Genomic DNA, 16916 nt, shown 5'->3' on the forward strand with positions numbered 1-16916 from the left:
GACAATCGTGCTGTGTGCGACTAAGTAACAGGATAAATAATGCGCCCACTCGTACGCGTGAGTTTGTGGCTCTGGCGTAGGGATTGGCGGCGATCTTGTCGCTCTTCAGGCATAGTGACGTTCCGGCCACGTGCTCGTGACGCGGCCCTGGCCCCTTGGAGGAGGAGCCATGCGTCTTACAAAGTTCGCCCGACTTGCCGCGGTGCCGCTGACCGTGCTTGGCCTGATGGTCGCTGTACCGGCGGTGGCTGATGCCAGTGGCCCGGTCTTCACCGTGATGAACACCAGCGAGACACCGCCGGACGGTGTCTACTTCCGCAACAGCGCTCACCCCTCAGATACCAGCCGGATCACAGGTCTGGGTGTCTACAAGAACGAGCGGGTGCAGCTCCAGTGCTACGCGTGGGGTGACGCCGTCGGCGGGTACCGCAACTCGCTTTGGTACAAGGTCGCCAACGTGAGCCGTCCAACCGCCGGCAGCCGGGCGGACGTCGGCTACTTGAACGGGCACTATGTCAACGACGGCAAGAATGCCAATCAGGTCGACGCAGGGGTGCCGCAATGTGGTGCTGCGACCACGTCGGCACCTGTCAATCCGACGTACAACCGCTCGGCGTCGGTGGCGTGGGCCGAGGCACATGCACAGGACCCGCAGGCCAATGGAACTCTCTGCACCTGGTTCGTGAGCAACAGCTTGTGGGCAGGCGGCTTTGCTCAGACATCCGAATGGCGAGCACACACCTACGCCGGAACGTATGTTCAGGGCTTGGTCGAGCACGTGCGTTCTCACGTGTCGTCGTCCTGGTCCAACATCACGGCCAACCTGACGACGAACGCCGTGCCTAACGCGGTTCCGGGTGACATCATCGTGTACGACTGGGGCGACGGTGGTACGACTTTCGACCACATGTCGTTCGTAGTCGACATCGCTTCTGGACAGTACCCAAACGTCAGTGAGTGGGGGCAATTCGACTTCAGCCGCCACCCCGAGTACAAGCTTACGCATCCTCGCTCGCCGTACGTCCAGCGAGGATGGACTTGGTCGACGATGCATCAAGAGTGGCTCCAGCGGGAACACTCGAATGTGAAGGTGTATTTGCTCCACATCAACGGTGGGTACTTTGCTCCGAATTTCTGAGTTGAGCACGCGCCTCGGCGACTCTGCGTTACTAGCGCAGAGTCGCCGAGGTGTTGTCTGTGGCGGATCTTCGTAATACAATTAAACAGATAAAACTGACCTGGGGTTTACTCCTGGTCGTCGCGGGGCGAGGCGTAGTGGCTGCCGCCGCGTGGTTCGGTCCGGTGGTCGTCGGACTCGTCGTGATGTTCACGGCCACACTGGCATCGACACGTCGCTCGACGAGTACTTTGGAGTTCATAGCGCGATCCTGTTGCTGTTCTTGCTCGGCCTTGCTGCCGCGGCACTGGGGGAGACGCTCTGACCCTTCGCCGACTTGCCGCTGATCGCGCTGGTGGCGGCGTTCCTCCCGGACGAGTTGAGCGGCACGCGGGCGACGGCACGCGGAAACCATCTCCCGATCCTGGATCCTGTCGGCGTCGGTTTCCAGAGGCCAGGGTGCATGCCACCGAAGCTGCTGCGTGTTACGTGAACATAGTTTTGCGCGATGTACAAAGGTGACAGCGATCGCTGCGTGTGTGGCTAGTCGAGCGCGAGTGGGTGCGTAAGTGCGACATTGGGCAGGATGGATCGGGTCGGCCGTGCTCGTCGTAGCCGTGGCCGTGGCTGGCAACCAGATCCTCAACGGCGGGGTCTGGGTGTGGTGGTGGATCCCGATCGCTGTGGCCCTGGCGGCAGCCCTGGGCGGGCTCACCCAGCTTGCTACCCGCCGTCGGAGCCAGCTGGCACTGGCTGTGGTCGACGAACTGGGCCAGCCTCCCTTGGTCGCGCAGGCGCGGCTGACCGAGCTGGGTATCTATCCCACCCCGTTTGGCGTGGATGGTAATTCCCCGTATGTGGCCCGTGATGTCGATGATCAGTTGGAGTCCGCGGTCAGGTCCCGGGGAGTGCTGGTGGTCCATGGACCCCGCCTGGCAGGTACGACCCGCGCCATGGCACACGCGGTCATTGCAGAATTGCCCGACTACCGAGTTGTGGTCCCCTCCGGCGGGTCCGTCCCGGTGGTTAGTTTGACCGAGCTGATCGCCGGGTCTGAGCGGTGGACTCGGCGAGGCGGGGTGGTGGTTTGGCTGGAACGGCTCGGTGCCGCCCACCTCGACCAGCTAGACACCGCGCTGCTGGAATCGGTCCCAACGGGGATGCTGTTGTGCCTGACTTGCGACAGCGACCTTGTTCATGGCCGACAACTGCGCGCCGAGCCCACTCGGCTGCTGCAACAGGGCGCAGAGACCCTGGCAGTAGTGGGAATCGACGTGCTTTCCTCCGGCGAACGCAACTGCGCCTCTAGAATGCGATCATATCGGTCGCTGTGGCCACTGCTAGACGAGCCCGAGCCGATCAGCTGGGGTCGACCTTTAGTGGCCTGGCGTCAACTAGAGCGGCTGCTGCAACCGTCAGGTGAGGAAGGGCTGGCACGGGTGGCGCTGCTCCGGGCGGTGACCGACTGGCGACGACTGTCGATGCCCGCGCAACTGACTCGCCCGGTTCTCAAGACCCTGTATCGGGACTACTGGCGTGAACTGGCTAGCACCAATGCGAAGACTGCGGTTTCCGTACTCGGCTTCGCCGACGCAGTAGCCTGGGCCCAGCAGTTCCGGCCCCGCTTGGTAGACCGGGTCGCCGAGCGACGCGGAAAGGGCGGCTACGTACCCTATCCGCTTCTGGAAATCGTCGCCGAACATCCCCAGTCCAGTGCCCGCTGGCCGGTCAGTGAAGTGTTGTGGGACTACGCCTCCCGGGAACTGGCTGAGTGCGATCGTCGGCGACTGGGAATGGCATGTTTGGACGCCCGGGACTATAGCCACGCCTGCATTCTGCTGGACACGATCCCTCTGTCCCAGCTCGAACCCGCAACGATGTATGAGCTCGCGAAGGCACTCGACAGCGTAGGCAGAACGGACTCAGCCCGACACTGGTACGGCCATACGATCGAGACCGGTCACCCCGACGGAGCTCCGATAGCGATGTACAACCTCGGCGCATTGGAATACCGACTGAACCGGGCCGACGAGGCCCGTGACTGGTGGCTACGAGCGATCGACACCGATCTCCCCGATGTGGCACCGGAGGCGGTGATCGCCCTCGGCGTGCTGGAGGTGGCTCAGGGTCGGGTCAATGAGGCGCGTGGTTGGTATGGCCGCGCGATCAAGACCGGTCATCATGAACGGGCGCCGAGGGCGATGGTTGCCCTTGGTGCACTGGAGGTGGCTCAGGGTCGGGTCAATGAGGCGCGTGGTTGGTATGGCCGCGCGATCAAGACCGGTCACCCCGAGCAGGCAGCGAAGGCAATGGTCAACCTTGGTGTTCTGGAAGAGGCTCAGGGTCGGGTCAATGAGGCGCGTGGTTGGTATGGCCGCGCGATCAAGACCGGTCACCCCGAGCAGGCACCGAAGGCAATGGTCAACCTCGGCATGCTGGAGAAGAGTCGGCGCCGGCCCAGCAAGGCGCGTGGTTGGTATAGCCGCGCGATCAAGGCCGGTCACCCCGAGAGCGCCTCAACGGCCATGTTCGACCTCGGTATGCTGGAGCTGGATGACGGTCGGATCGATGAGGCGCGTAAATGGTACGGCCAGGCGGTCGACACCGCCTGGCCCGATGTGGCTCCGAGAGCGATGGTCGGTCTCGGTTTCCTGGAGGTGACTCAGGGCCGAGTCGACGACGCGCGGGACTGGTACGGTCGCGCGATCAAGACCGATGACCCAGAGCAGGCGCCGATCGCCATGCTCAACCTCGGTTCGCTGGAAGCGGCGGAGAATGGGGTCGACCAAGCTCGCTACTGGTGGCAGCGGGCGGTCGATACCGATCGCCCCGACGTGGCACCGACAGCCATGGTCAACCTCGGTATGCTCCTGCAGGCGCAGGCGGGCCACGTCGACGAGGCGCGTAGCTGGTACAGCCGCGGGATCAAGACCGGGCACCCTGAGCAGGCGCCGAAGGCCATGATGTACCTCGGCGCGCTGGAGGCAAACCAAGGCAGGCTGGACGAGGCCCGCCACTGGTTGCGACAGGCTGCGGCAAACACGACGAACCCGGCAATAGCGGAGCGCGCCGTTCGAGAACTAAAGGTGACAGAACAACGCAGGAGCGAGAGCGACAAGGCGATCCGCTTCGCCAAATCCGGATTTCAATTCTACTATCCAAGTTCAGCTCCGGAGCCCTTGGGCAAACCAAGGCCCGCCACCGACGAACCAACCTGACGCCCGAACGTCCTCCGCCACCGTCCCGTAGCTGGTTTCGCGTCTATGGTCAGTCGTCGACGGGGATCAAGGGCCGACTCCTGGAGACGTGTGGTTGCACTGGGAGTTCCGTGTTCGCGGCCGCATGTTCCGAGAGCAACTGTCCTCAGCCCGAAGTGGGCGAGGAAATCATCCCCTTCCTGGACCGTGAGATCGCGCTATTCCTCGCTGGGTGTTTGGTCCGACGGCAGGCGGTGAATGCCCGATGGTGCGCGATTATGGCCTCGGGGTGGGTCGAGGCTTATCCCATCGTCGTGTCGAGCGTGGAGTGACCGCAAACCTTGGCCGCGATGCGTGAGGGCGGCCCGGAGTGGATAGCGTCGGGGACGAAGATCCTTCTGAAGTCGTGGGGCGCCATTCTGTCAGCGCACAAGTAATTCCCAGCAGAGGGCCATTTCCGCTCACGGGTTTCCCGGTCGCCGCGCTCACGGGATTCCGCACCGGGACGACGGGCCGTTCGCTCGGGATCTACGTGGTCACGATGAGCAGCGCTCGCCGAGGAGTGCGCGTCGCCTCGCCACTGTGAACTGCGCGCCACACGGCAATGCCGCAGACCGGGCTCGTGTTCGGCACGCCGCAGCCGACCCGCCGCGACCGTGACTCCTTGGCGGGCAAAGGATGCCGCGCTGGCTCGCATCCAGCCCCCGGCACCGCCGGGAGCTTGGCCCCGGTGGCTCGGGACGCGCGAACCTCGTGCCACGCCCAGCTACGAGTGTCAGGTCGGCCGGAGCCGCTCGCTCGTGATCCCGGTGAGGAACCCGTCGAACGAGGATCCGCCGTTTGGGCGTCCGACTCAGGCCCGCAAGACGGCAAGGTGGGGATTCCGGTGAGCGCGGCGACCGGGAAACCCGTGAGCGACGACACCATTCCTTACCTACCTCTGCTGATTCCTGGATGAGTCGGCCTGGGGCGCGGTGCTGGGATTGCTCCCGGTCCGTTTCCCCAGGCCGCTCGCCGAACCCGCCGTGCGCCTCTCAACGCAACGGGCTCTCCACGGTCTCTGCCGTCAGGCGTGGTCGGCCACGAGCCAGGGGTTGGGGATCTTGATGCCGCGGTACCGGTAACGAGTGATCGGAACCGCGGCGATGTTGAACAGTTCGATCCCGTCCACCGACGGCCTGCTCCACCGACCACTGTCGTCGGTGAGGCGTCGCCGAACGTCCTTCCACCTCCAACGATGCAGCTTGGCCCACCATCGGATGACCCTCCACCACACGAAGCTTTCGAGGGAACCCATGGTGTGCTTGCAAACCGCGTGTTTGAAGTAGTTGAACCAACCGCGCATGATCTGATTGAGCCTGATCAGCGTATTCCTGGGTGACTGCTGCGACAATCTGCCTGTCAGGGCACGGATCTTGTCCTTCAACGACCGGACAGGCCGGTCGGCGATGAACGTGTAGACGTACCACTTGTCCTTTCCTCGCTTGCGGCGCCGCTGGATGCGGAACCCCAGGAAGTCGAACGATTCGCTCATATGCACGATCCGGGTCTTGGCTGGCGACAGCCGAAGACCCAACGGCTCGAGCACATCAACGATGCCTTCGCGCACGGTGTGAACGTCGTCACGAGAACCATGCACGAGCACGACGAAATCGTCCGCGTAGCGGACGATTCGCCAGTTCGGCAGGCCCTTCGCCCGACGTCGAGCACGTCGACGAGGGGTACTCATCGCCCCTCCCGGCCGCCACGGCTCCTGCACGTGCTCGTCGAGCACGCTCAGGGCGACGTTGGCCAGAAGCGGAGACAAGATGCCCCCTTGCGGCGTTCCGGCGACGCTGTCCTCTCGGGTGCCGAGGTCGGTGAGGACCCCTGCTTTGAGGAACGACTTCACCAGTGCGAGCACACGCTTGTCCTTCACTCGGCGACGCACCTGGTCCATCAGGGCCGTGTGGTCGATCGAGTCGAAACACGCCTCGATGTCAGCATCGAGCACCCACTGGTATTCGTGGGTGCCGAAGTACTGGATCTCGGCGATCGCGTCGTGCGCGCGCCGCTGGGGCCGGAACCCGTACGAGACCGGCAGGAAACCGGCCTCGAAGATCGGTTCCAGCACCAGTTTCACTGCCGCCTGAACGACCCGGTCCGCGACGGTCGGAATACCCAACCTGCGAACCTTCCCGCTACCTCCGGGTTTGGGGATCTTGCGCTCCCGCACCGGAAGTGGCCGGAACACCCCGCCCTTGAGCTGGGTGCGCAGGTCGTCCAGGAACCCGGGAACACCGATGATCGCTTCGACGTCGACGGCGGTGAGACCGTCAACGCCGGGCGTGTTCGCACCGGTGTTGCCCGCGACCCGGTGAAACGCCACGAGCAGCGTCGCCGGGTCGTGCACGAAGTTGAACAGATCGTCGAACCTGCGGCCAGGATCGGCTGCCGCCCAACGGTGAAGCTTGGCCTGCATCCCCGATACCCGAGACCGTGTCCCCTGTGAGGTAACGGTTTCTGGTGCGTCGATGTTCATCGGCGCGTCTTTCGGCATTGCAGCCTCCTTCCCTTCTCGATACCGCTGCCGTCCTTCCCGATGTGCCGGGCTTTCCCCGGCTCGCAGTACTACGACGGCTCCGCCCCGTCCTGGACCGTTCGGCGGTCGACGCACCCAGCCAGGCACTCCGAACCGGATGTCCGGGTGCTGGCGGGACCAGGACGGTTCCCGTGTTCACTTTGCTTCGCTTGACGAAGGAGGAGCCCGACTCTGTCCCTGCGGCATCACCACGGCTATCCCGCAGCACGTCACCGTGGTCTCCTGGCCAACCGACGAAAACCAACCGAGGAGTTCCCCACCCCAGACGGGATGGGTGCGCACCGCTCCCGGCCCATATCCACCAGATTTGAGCCAGTACACGCTTAAGAGACGTAAACGCCGGTTCCTCGCGTACTCCTTTCCGTCCCGCTCGCCGGACCCGCACCATCTGGCAGTGCTGACACGTCCCGGCTTGGTCAGGGCTGCTTGCCACCCTCCCCGGCGTCACCCGGATCAGGCTGCCCTCAGCTCCACCCGCCCTGCTGCGACAGGGCAGGAGGTGAAGGTCTCTCACCTCCACTCGAAACACAGCGCCTCACGGCGCACTCGTCGCTTCGTGAAGACTGACCCCCAGGCGATCCTTGGGTTCGAGTACTTGTCGCAACACTCCCCCTGGTAGAGGTGGGTGTGCTGATGGCGAGGCGTGGCAGGAAACGGCGGCTGGAGATCGAGACCCGGTACTGGGAGCTGATTCTCTCGGGCGTGGGGACGGTGGAGGCGTGCCAGGCGGTCGGGATCGGCCGCGAGACCGGCTACCGCTGGCGAGCCGAGAACGGCGGGCTGCCGCCAGCCTTGGTCGCCGAGGACACGCGCTCCAGCCGATACCTGTCCAAGCTGGAGCGTCAGCGCATCGCGACATTGCGGTCGCAGAAGCTTTCGATCCGAGAGATCGCCCGGCGGCTCTTGCGCAGCGCGTCGACGGTGAGCCGGGAGCTCAAACGCAACCTCCGGCCGCACGACAACGGCTGTTACGACGCGGACCTGGCGCATGCCCGGACCCGGATGCGTGCTCGTCGTCCCAAGCGGACACGGCTGATCTTCGATGCGGAACTGCGGGCTGAGGTGCAGGCCAAGCTCGAGCTGGAGTGGAGCCCCGAGCAGATCGCCAACCACCTGCGCACCGCGTTCCCGGACCGGCCGGGCTGGCATGTCTGCCACGAGACGATCTACCAAGCCATCTACCACGGCGGGAAAGGCGGCCTGAGCCGCACGCTCACCAAGAAACTGCGGACCGGCCGGCCGATGCGCAAACGCCGTCGCCGTCCGGACGAGCGACGCAGCCGGTTCGTCACGCCCGCCCAGCTGATCGACCACCGGCCACCAGTCGTCTGCACCCGCACCCGAATTGGCGACTGGGAAGGCGACCTGATCGTCGGACGGGGCAATCGGTCCGCGGTCGCCACCCTCGTCGACCGCACCAGCCGCTACCTCAAGTTGGTGCACCTGCCCGGCGACCACAGCGTCGGAACCGTCCGCGACGCGCTCATCGCCTGCTTCGGGGCCTACCCGCGGACGTCCGCCTGACCTTGACCTGGGACCAGGGATCCGAACTCGCGCACCACAGCGAGATCGCCGCCCTGTTCCGCCAGGACGTGTTCTTCGCCCACCCTGGCAGACCCTGGCAGCACGGGACCAACGAGAACACGAACGGTCTGGCTCGTCAGTACCTGCCCAAGCGCAGCGACCTCTCGATCCACACGCCGGCCGACCTGGCGGTCATCGAGCACCGGCTCAACACCCGGCCGCGCAAGCGACTCGACTGGCGAACACCGCTCGAGGTCTTCCAGACCGCCCTGGCATCATAAAGATCGACACCGTTGTGACGATCGCTCGAATCCGCCATCCCTGAAAATTGACCCCCTCTGATGCTAGGAGGGTGCTGAACGTGGAGGACTGGGCTGAGATCCGCCGTCTGCATCGTGCGGAAGGTGTGCCCATCAAGGAGATCGCCAGGCGGCTCGGCGTAGCCTCCAACACGGTGCGGGCGGCGTTGAGCTCGGATCGGCCACCGAAGTATCAGCGAGCCCCACGGGGTTCGGTGGCGGACGCGTTCGAACCGCAGATCCGGGCGTTGCTGACGGAGTGGCCGAAGATGCCCGCTCCGGTGATCGCGCGGAAGATCAACTGGCCGTACTCGATGTCACCGCTGAAGAAGGGGGTGCCCTGACGCGTCACGTCGGCTGAGCCGGGTTCAGGTCCGCCGGTGGGTGAGCTGTTTGGGGCCCGATCACCGCGATGGCAGGAAGAGGAACGGGTTCCTCCGTGCGGCTCGGGTGATCTTGCGGTGTCGGTCCGGTGGTTCCGGGCTGCGGGTGGTGGACTGCGTGGCGAGGTCGTTGCGGAGAACGTCAGCGGGCGGGTCTGCCGGTTGGGCAGGAAGCCGGGACTGCAGCCGTTGGGGTTGGATGGGCGGCCGCTTGTTGTGGATCAGTGGGTCACGTTGGAGTTGCGTATCCCGCCTTTCGTGATCTTGGAGCCGGGTCAGCTGGCGTCGGCGTCGATCAGCTGGTCGGGGTGGAGCGGCCGGTCTGCGTCAGGGCAGATCGTCGTGTCGTGGGAGGGTGGCTCGGCGACGGTCGATGCTGCAGGGCCCATCGAGCCTGGGCCGCCGGAACGAGGGTGGCCGGCGGACTTTCGTCGAGTTGGTTCACTCAGTATTCACTGAGTCGATTGGTGGCTGCGATCAAGTCGTCTTTTGTCGTGATTCACGTTGGTCCACATGGACTAGGATCGCTGCCAGTGCGTCTCCGATGGGGCTCCGTTGCTTGAGTAGTGCCTGACACTATGCGACACTCGACGACACTGAAAGGCGGTGAATATGTCGGCTGACCTGCATTTATTGGCAGAGTCTGACATATGGTGACACTCGCCGGCATTGATTTCCCGTAGACTTTTAATCCGTAGGTTTTGGGTTCGAGCTCCAGGCGGCCCACCATCGATTGTGCGTTTGACCTGCGCTTTTCCTGGCGCTGTGGTTATCTTTGCTGCTGTAAATGGTCGCTGGGGGCTCCGTTGCGTCTCCGTTCTTCCTGGCGTGCCAGACGCCCCATCGCGCGGACGTCGACGAGCGCAGGCCGGTAGGCAGTCGGCATGGTGAGGACGCCGCGCGGCGGCGTCGCTGACACCGTTTGCGTTCGGCACGGACCTGACCCGCGCTTGGCGCATTCGGTCATCTGGTTGCGCGCAGCGGAACTTCGGTCGGCACGAGCCTTCGCTGCGTGACCGGTTCCATCATCCGACCAGCCAGAGAAAGAACCGGTGGTCCCGGCCGTCGTGACCCGACCGACCAGGACGCCCTCGTACGGCGAGTGCCGGGCCAGACTGGTCGCCGGGTTGGCCGCTGTCGCGAGCTACCCCGTCGGCGGGGCGGTCGCCGCGATCGGCGCGGCAACCGTGGTCGCCGCCGCGCTGCACAAGATGATCGACTGATCGTCGCCTCCTTGGGGCTGCCCCTGTCGGACAGCCGCGAAGGAGGCTTCCCGCGTGCCGGCGGGCTCGCACTGCCGGTAACCAGTGTGGCTGTGGCTACTTGCCGGGTCGATCAGTTGCCGCCCCGCGGACCGGCTGCTCAGCAGTGAGTGCACCGGCGCAGACGCGACGATGCACTCCGGCGTTCGCGCGCCCGCCTGATGCTCGAACAGGGCATTAGGGCTGCCTATCCGGCAGTGGATGCTGAGCGGTGCTCGCCGATCCGGCTCAAGCTCGAAGGAGTTCTCGCGTGGCCGACAACGTCAGTAACCGGCTACCACCACGCTCCCCGAAGACCAGCACACTCATGATCCGGGGCTCTCCCACACTACGAAGTCGATCACGACCGATTTGGGCCAACCAGTCGGATCGACCGTGACCCTCGCCATCCGACCATCGGAGGTCTTCATGCAGAAGCTGCCGCCCTTCTTGGTGGCGTCGGAATCGAAGTTGTAACTGTTGTCGCTGGCGTTGTAGCAGTCCCGATACGTCGGAACACCTGGGAGCACATATACTCCCCCATTCTGGGGCGTCAATGAGTAGTACAGTTCGAGGTCGTAGTCCTTGGTTTTCGCCCCGTCGCTCACGCCTCGGTTGATCGTGCCTATCGCATCCATGTCGATCCAGCGGTCCGCGTTGAGCGTGACCCGGTCTTCACGATGGCGCTTAGGCTCGCCGTCGGGGCTACCGGCTTGCGAGCTGCCGACCGCGGACACTCCACCGGGCGTGCTGGCCGGAGCGGTCGCCGCCGAACTCGTCCGCTTCTCCGGACTGGGCACCCCCGAGCGCGCCGAGCTATCTCCACCCTCCCGGGGCGCAAAGTCGACGCCCCGACCAACGAAGTATCCAGTCGTCGTCGCGCCCACGATGGTGACGAGGAGCGGAACGAGAAACTGCTTCGCTAGCGGACCGCTGGCACGACGCCCCCAGTGGAACAGCAGCGCGACTCCGACCAACGTCATGAGTCCGCTCGCCACGAGTGACAGCGACACCAAGTCTTTGACCGCCAGGACAACCGACAGCAGGAGGGCCGCCACACCGGCCATGCCACCGAACACCTGCCAGCGATCAACACTCGCCTTGCTGAAGTTAGCCTTGGGTAAGTGCTCTTCGGGAGGCGTCGACATGGACACAGCCTAGGAGTTCAACGCTCGGGGCGAGCGAACACGGATCACACGACAGGTAGCTCAACGGCCTGCGCACCGGCCAAGGGCGTTGTCACATCCGCCCGAGCTTCGGCGAGTCACAACGGCGACCCCGGATGGCGGCAGGCGCGGTTACTGCGCCGCATCGTCCGGACGCAGGTCGGGCCGCAGCCGGTACACCCAGGGCCGCACCCGGTACACCCGGGGCCGGAGCCGGTTGGTGAACGACCCGACCGACGACTCCGCTTCGACCTCGACTACCAGATCGGGGTGCACGGGCAGGTACTCGGTGCCCGCGACCGAACACGCTCGTCGAAACCTGGATCGCAGGCTCGCCGGCGGGCCTGACCTGCTCACCGACCTCGGTCCGCAGGGCCGGCGCCAGCAGCAGGGACAACCCGATCTGACGCAGCTCGCTGCGGTCATCTCGGCGGGCAAGGATGACCGCCGTCGGCCGCTGGCGCCTGCACGTCACCCCGTGCGCCGGTCTGACGCCTGTCGCCGAGGCCGAATTGTGGTTCGATGCGCACACCCCGCCGGTGACGTCGCTGCGCCGCGACCCGGCGGGCACCGACCCCTGTGCAGTGCAGATGAGGACACGAGCCGATGACGACCGACCGGATCTCCCTCGCCGACGCCGTCGCCCGCTACCGGCGCGAGCCGGGATCCCCGGCGAACACCCTGCAGTGGTACCGCTCGAGCGCGCAGCGGTACGGCGTGATCCACGTGGGCCCGGCCAGCGTGCCGGCGCGGAAGGTGAACGGCCGCTGGACGGTCGCGGCCGCCGACCTCGACCAGGCACTGCTCGTACATCGCGCCGGCCAAGACCGGCTCCGGCAGGTCAACGCCGACTATGACGCACACCAGCTGCACGGTGCCGACGGCGACACCATTCGCATCCGCCGCGGCGGCTACCGCCGACACGGTGCCTTCCACTTCGTCTGGGACGACCAGGCCGTCGCCCTGCGCGAGGCCGATGGCCTGTGGCGCTGCAATACCTGCTGGGCGCCGGCCCGCCTGGAGCACGAGGCCGCCGAATGCCACCGCTGCCGCGACTGGGGCTCCTGCGGCCACGACTGCACGCTGAGCGCGATCACCTGCCCGACCTGCGGAACACGGCAACCCGCCTGACAGCCCTCTCCAAGGCCGGGACGTCATCGGTGAGCTCGAGCTGGCGGCTCTCTGCTCCACGGTGTTCGGCCCACCGCCCCAGGGCCGTGCGAGCGGATCCTCGACGGCAGCCATTGACCTCGTCATCCGGGATGGGTGAGGACGGCTCTGCGTGAACTCGCGGACCTCGAAGCCTTGACGCCGGGCCGCGCGGCCCGGCGACGGCCCGCCTGCCAGAAGGGGATGGGCAGTCGAGGCGCGCGGCGTCCTACCGGTCGGTGCCGGTCACGTTCTTCACGGCGCCGATCTTGGTGCCCTCACATGTAGAACAAGATGATGAAGACCTCGATCTTCCCGGCGAGGTCGAGCGGTTCGAGGTCGCCCTCGACGTCGTCGGCGATGCTGACATGGGTGTTGATGTCGGCATCGCCGAGGACTTCGTGTTCTCCAGGTTGGTCAGCACCTTTCCTGGATCGATCATCATCCGCCCCGTGCTCGGCGATGCTCAGGCCCTAGGCACAGGGTGTAGACCTGGCTGCGCCCGGCGCTACAGCCGTGCTGCAGGGCGCGCTCGGCTCGTCCTTGCCGTGCACGGGCCCGTTTGCCGCGGGTCACGAGCCTGCCTCGCTCTCGGCGTCATCGTTGCTGTTGACAGCTTCGGCGAAGGCCTCCATCGCGGCCCGGAAATCGTTCTCGACAACCCGGCGAGCTGCGTGCATCTGCGGATCGTTCTCCCCGAGCCCGGCCACCTGTACGCGGGTCCACAAGCGGCCCACCCGCGCCGCGAGTTCCTCCGCGTCGATACAGGCCAGGTCGATCTCCCGGCGCGCCGCGTCCATTTCCGCCGACATCTCCGCGTCCCGATCGCGGCGGGTCGCGGCAATCTCGGCCCGTAAATGGCTGAGCGCGGCCGCGGCCTTCTCGTCCGCTTCCCGTTGCGCCACTAGGGCTCGCAACTGCGCGCGCAGCCCGTCCCGGACCGCGACATCGTCTCCTATGTCCACGCCCCGACCATGCCAGCTGCCGATCGTGCCAGCGTCCCTGCACGCCGACGTCGGCGCGCCTTCACCCGTTCAGCCGAAATGCACCGCCCGCATCGTTGCCAGCTGGCGCCCGCGAAGCCGATCACCGACCAGTCCTCGGCACAGCGGCCCGGTTCGCCGACCGCGCCCACACCCTGACGCGCAAGGTCACCGCCGCCCACGACGACGCCCTGTTCGCGGGCAGCGGCCTCCACGTCGCGCACCGCGCGGGTGGCCCGTTCGGCGAGGACGGGCCCCTGTTCGCCGGTGAGAACTCTGAGGGCTTCCGCTGTCGTGGCGATAACACGGTTCTGGCTGACGGACCCTCGTTGACTATCACCTGAACGGCCGACCGCAAAGGTCTTGTGGAAGCGGGCCACGTCAACAGCTTGGTGGCAGCGGGCAAAAATTGCGAACCACAGGCATCGATTGAACACTTGGTTGGGCTATTGGCGTTGTCAACGTTGTCGGCGCTTACTTGTATCCCAAGAGATCGCTCGGCGTCGAGATGACGGTTGGAGAGTGTGGGCAATGGGTAAACATCGGGTTGAGCGGAAGACTAATGGGCGCAAGTCTCGGTTGCTGGTCCTCGCGCTCGCTGTGTTCGGCTCTTTTGTCGGCGCGCCTATTCATCCCGCCAGCGCCTTCGACGGTCGCGTCCCGGATGGACGCGCTGCGAACCCTAGTGGGGAGATCGGCGCCTACTACTGGCATGGCCTCAATCGTGACCCTGACGCTGGTGGTCTCAGTAATTACGTGTCCTTCTCCAGTGCGGATTGCCACTGGGGTGTTCTCGATGCCGGCATCAAGATTCTCGATTCCGGTGAGATGTATAGCAAGTGGCCCACAGTCGAGCAGAAGGTCGGCGCAATGTACTCGTCGTTGCTTAACCGTGGGCCGGACGCGGGCGGGTTCAATACCTACCGCAATGCCATAAAGATGCACGGTATGCGATGGTCGGTCAGTCAGATGCAGGCGTCTGGCGAGTTTCAAAACCGTTTGAACGCTATCTGTTCCGGGCGCAAGTCGTCAAATGCCAACCTTTGGAACAGTCATGACGGTATGGTGCAAGCCATTCGCATCCACAATGGTGCCGCCGACCTTGTGTACGCCTGTGGTGCCGGTTTACTCATCAACACGTTTGCTCCCGCCGCTGTTGGTGCGTTCAAAGGCGCACGCATGGTCATCCGGGCTTCCAAGTTGGCGGCCGGTCAGGTCGTTAAGGTGGGCGGAGCATGCGTGGCCGCATACCACATGCTTCAAGCGGCCGACGCGACCGCGTCCATCGCCGATTACGAGGCAGCCAACAACCCGGTCTTCCTTGAGCGGGACACCCGCACCTACTGGAACGCAATCGGACGGTGGTGCGAGGTATGGATCCGGGTCGGGCCCAACGCCATGACCTGGACTGGCTATAAGGCTGACTTCCGTTGCTGAACTGCTGAGGATGAACGACGTTTCCGCTGGCCCAGCGGTCGACCGGACGGCAGTCCAGCCGGCGATGCCGGCAGTGGTTGGCCCGCTCAGGCCAGCCCGGGAACTGGATGTTGAAGTCGCCCGGGCTGGTGAACGAGCGCCGGGCAGGAACGAGGTCTCCAGGTAGCCGTTGACTCGCTCGACCAGGCCTTGGTCTCCGGGTCGGCGGGCGGGCACTGGATCACCTGGATCCCGAGCGTTCCGCGGAAGGCGTTCATCGCCTCCGTGAGCTGCGGCTTCCCGCCCCGCCACTGCCCGATCGCGGTATCGTATTCCAGGCCAGGGCCTTCGGGAACCGTCCCGAGCCTGAGAGCAGGCGTCAGTGCGAAGTCAGCAGATCCGGTGACCGCCGCGACGGTAGCATCACCGCCGTGATCATCCGCGAATAGCCGGACGCCAGGACCAACACCGGCAGCCGGCCGGTCTGGCTGAACCCGAGCGGCATGTCCGCCGGCGGGAACCACAGGTCGCACTGGGCCAGCTCGCCCGGCTGATACTCCGTCCGCGACGCGGGATCCGCGGGCTTGAAGAACTTTGGCGCGATGCAACCGGCGGATCTCCGCCCAGCCCTCCACGTTCAACACCTCATGATCGTTCACGGGGTCGAGGTTCACCCGGAACCAGAGGGTCAGTCTTCAGCCGGAACCGACAGCCGCCCATGGCGTTCTCCCACAGAGCCACAGTGGTGGATATCCACAGGTCGTGCGGGATGGCGCTCCGTGCGGATGTTGTTCGAGCCTGGTCGGAGGCACGTACACAATCCGCGCGTCCGTCGTCTGTCCTGGCCAGCCCGCCGGCCGCGTCCGCGACTTCGGCCAGCCAGTCGGCGGGCAGGTGGACGCTGATCGTTGCGCGGCTCCCCGAGCCGTGAAGCCGGGTGATCTCGAAGAGCGGTCGGTAAGAGGTCTTCCGGGCTTCGAGCAGGTGAGCGGCCAGGTAGGGCAGTGCGTCCAACAGCTCCATGTTCTCCGGCGCAGGCCGGTCGGTCTTGGTGGTCTTCGCGTTGGTGGTCAGCGCGGCCTCGGTGGCCACCTTCTCCGCTTCGAGCTTGGTGATCGCTGCGTACGTGCTGTCGTCCAGTGGCTGTGTTGTGGTAATTGTCGTCATGGCCTTGCGTGCACTCCCGGAATCGTTTCGATCCGAACAAGACAGAATTCATGACACTCGCAAATGAATTAGCCGGGAGAGCTCGGGCGGCAGGGGCTAGAAGTACCGGGTTAGTTAAATTCTCCGGCCAATGGTCACTGGAATGCCCTCACTGGCATGATCAACTGCGCGATTTGGGGTGCGGTGCGCGCATGCTAGACAGGGCTGCCCGGATGGCTGTGCACGAGTGCAGACAACCTGGTCTCTAGCTGAGCGCAGGGCTGGGGCTCGGCCAGCAACCACGGCCTGTGGGCGGAGATCCACTGGGCTCCGCCGCACGTCAACGCCGGGCCGTTGGTAGCTGGTTGATCGACGGCCGGGCCGTACCTTAGGGACGCCTGGCTGTCTCGGCTGTCCGCGCGGCTCGGAGGCGGGCTGCAAACGCGCCATTCGGATACCAAGTCCGCCGCGGGGCGGTGACGAAACTCGTGTGCAGCGAGCGATGACACCACCGAGTTCTAGTTCGTGGTGCCTCGCCTGCTCCACTCGGTCGTGCTCGCCACCGTCGGCTCTTACGAGGTAACCCCCGCTAGCTTCGGCGGTCCCTGCGTGTCAGGGTGAGTTGAGTCCACTGGTTCACAGCAACCCGGCCTGATGCAGGGCGAGATACGGATCAACTGAGATGACCCGCACGAGCATGTCCTCGCTGGTCGA

Annotated in this window: 12 protein-coding genes and 2 pseudogenes; 8 read left to right on the forward strand and 6 right to left on the reverse strand. The window is 65.2% G+C overall.

Annotated elements, in window-relative coordinates:
* The first annotated feature begins 169 nt into the window (after positions 1–169).
* On the forward strand, positions 170–1138 hold the full coding sequence (locus QQ657_RS40975; RefSeq protein ID WP_284747749.1) for an amidase domain-containing protein: 969 nt from the start codon (positions 170–172) through the stop codon (positions 1136–1138).
* 581 nt (positions 1139–1719) lie between these two features.
* Complete coding sequence (locus tag QQ657_RS40980; protein ID WP_284747750.1) at positions 1720–4335, forward strand: tetratricopeptide repeat protein; 2616 nt, start codon at positions 1720–1722, stop codon at positions 4333–4335.
* Positions 4336–5380: 1045 nt separating this feature from the next.
* Here QQ657_RS40980 and ltrA read toward each other — a convergent pair.
* On the reverse strand, positions 5381–6853 hold the full coding sequence (gene ltrA, locus QQ657_RS40985; protein WP_284747751.1) for a group II intron reverse transcriptase/maturase: 1473 nt from the start codon (positions 6851–6853) through the stop codon (positions 5381–5383).
* A gap of 675 nt (positions 6854–7528) precedes the next feature.
* Between ltrA and QQ657_RS40990 the strand changes: the two are divergent.
* The 4 genes and pseudogenes from QQ657_RS40990 to QQ657_RS41000 all read left to right on the forward strand — a co-directional run bounded on the left by QQ657_RS40990 (position 7529) and on the right by QQ657_RS41000 (position 10324).
* Positions 7529–8700, forward strand: a pseudogene (locus QQ657_RS40990) (IS30 family transposase).
* Positions 8701–8771: 71 nt separating this feature from the next.
* A pseudogene (locus QQ657_RS40995) lies at positions 8772–9056 on the forward strand (sigma factor-like helix-turn-helix DNA-binding protein); the annotation flags it as partial.
* Positions 9057–9098: 42 nt separating this feature from the next.
* Positions 9099–9560: a DUF4232 domain-containing protein gene (locus QQ657_RS56835; RefSeq protein WP_350310746.1), complete on the forward strand. Its 462-nt coding sequence runs from the start codon at positions 9099–9101 to the stop codon at positions 9558–9560.
* Positions 9561–10168: 608 nt separating this feature from the next.
* On the forward strand, positions 10169–10324 hold the full coding sequence (locus QQ657_RS41000) for a hypothetical protein (RefSeq protein WP_284747752.1): 156 nt from the start codon (positions 10169–10171) through the stop codon (positions 10322–10324).
* A 344-nt stretch (positions 10325–10668) separates the two neighbouring features.
* Here QQ657_RS41000 and QQ657_RS41005 read toward each other — a convergent pair whose 3' ends face one another.
* Together QQ657_RS41005 and QQ657_RS41010 are read right to left on the reverse strand one after the other, a co-directional pair.
* Positions 10669–11490, reverse strand: a complete 822-nt coding sequence (locus tag QQ657_RS41005; protein WP_284747753.1) for a hypothetical protein — start codon at positions 11488–11490, stop codon at positions 10669–10671.
* Positions 11491–11640: 150 nt separating this feature from the next.
* Positions 11641–11784, reverse strand: a complete 144-nt coding sequence (locus tag QQ657_RS41010; RefSeq protein WP_284747754.1) for a hypothetical protein — start codon at positions 11782–11784, stop codon at positions 11641–11643.
* A 330-nt stretch (positions 11785–12114) separates the two neighbouring features.
* Here QQ657_RS41010 and QQ657_RS41015 point away from each other — a divergent pair, with 330 nt between their 5' ends.
* Positions 12115–12639 (forward strand): hypothetical protein, encoded by a 525-nt coding sequence (locus QQ657_RS41015; protein ID WP_284747755.1) that lies wholly within the window; start codon positions 12115–12117, stop codon positions 12637–12639.
* A 590-nt stretch (positions 12640–13229) separates the two neighbouring features.
* Here QQ657_RS41015 and QQ657_RS41020 read toward each other — a convergent pair.
* Positions 13230–13622, reverse strand: coding sequence for a hypothetical protein (locus QQ657_RS41020; protein WP_284747756.1), 393 nt, complete (start codon positions 13620–13622; stop codon positions 13230–13232).
* Positions 13613–14020 carry a hypothetical protein gene (locus QQ657_RS41025; protein ID WP_284747757.1) on the reverse strand — a complete coding sequence of 136 codons (408 nt, stop codon included), beginning with the start codon at positions 14018–14020 and terminating at the stop codon, positions 13613–13615. Before QQ657_RS41025 ends, QQ657_RS41020 begins: the two co-directional genes overlap by 10 nt.
* Before the next feature lie 151 nt (positions 14021–14171).
* Here QQ657_RS41025 and QQ657_RS41030 point away from each other — a divergent pair, with 151 nt between their 5' ends.
* A complete protein-coding gene (locus tag QQ657_RS41030) occupies positions 14172–15077 on the forward strand; it encodes a hypothetical protein (protein ID WP_284747758.1) in 906 nt (301 codons plus the stop codon).
* Positions 15078–15701: 624 nt separating this feature from the next.
* Here QQ657_RS41030 and QQ657_RS41035 read toward each other — a convergent pair.
* Entirely contained in the window at positions 15702–16223 is a 522-nt protein-coding gene (locus QQ657_RS41035) for a hypothetical protein (protein ID WP_284747759.1), read from the reverse strand.
* Positions 16224–16916 lie beyond the last annotated feature (693 nt).

The sequence above is a fragment of the Amycolatopsis ponsaeliensis genome (assembly GCF_030182635.1).
GTDB lineage: Bacteria > Actinomycetota > Actinomycetes > Mycobacteriales > Pseudonocardiaceae > Amycolatopsis > Amycolatopsis ponsaeliensis.

What these genes read in the sequence shown, in the direction of transcription:
- QQ657_RS41035 (WP_284747759.1), bottom strand. Translation starts at nt 16,223, where the DNA reads ATGACGACAATTACCACAACACAGCCACTGGACGACAGCACGTACGCA.
- QQ657_RS40975 (WP_284747749.1), top strand. Translation starts at nt 170, where the DNA reads ATGCGTCTTACAAAGTTCGCCCGACTTGCCGCGGTGCCGCTGACCGTG.
- QQ657_RS41005 (WP_284747753.1), bottom strand. Translation starts at nt 11,490, where the DNA reads ATGTCGACGCCTCCCGAAGAGCACTTACCCAAGGCTAACTTCAGCAAG.
- QQ657_RS41015 (WP_284747755.1), top strand. Translation starts at nt 12,115, where the DNA reads ATGACGACCGACCGGATCTCCCTCGCCGACGCCGTCGCCCGCTACCGG.
- QQ657_RS41030 (WP_284747758.1), top strand. Translation starts at nt 14,172, where the DNA reads ATGGGTAAACATCGGGTTGAGCGGAAGACTAATGGGCGCAAGTCTCGG.
- ltrA (WP_284747751.1), bottom strand. Translation starts at nt 6,853, where the DNA reads ATGCCGAAAGACGCGCCGATGAACATCGACGCACCAGAAACCGTTACC.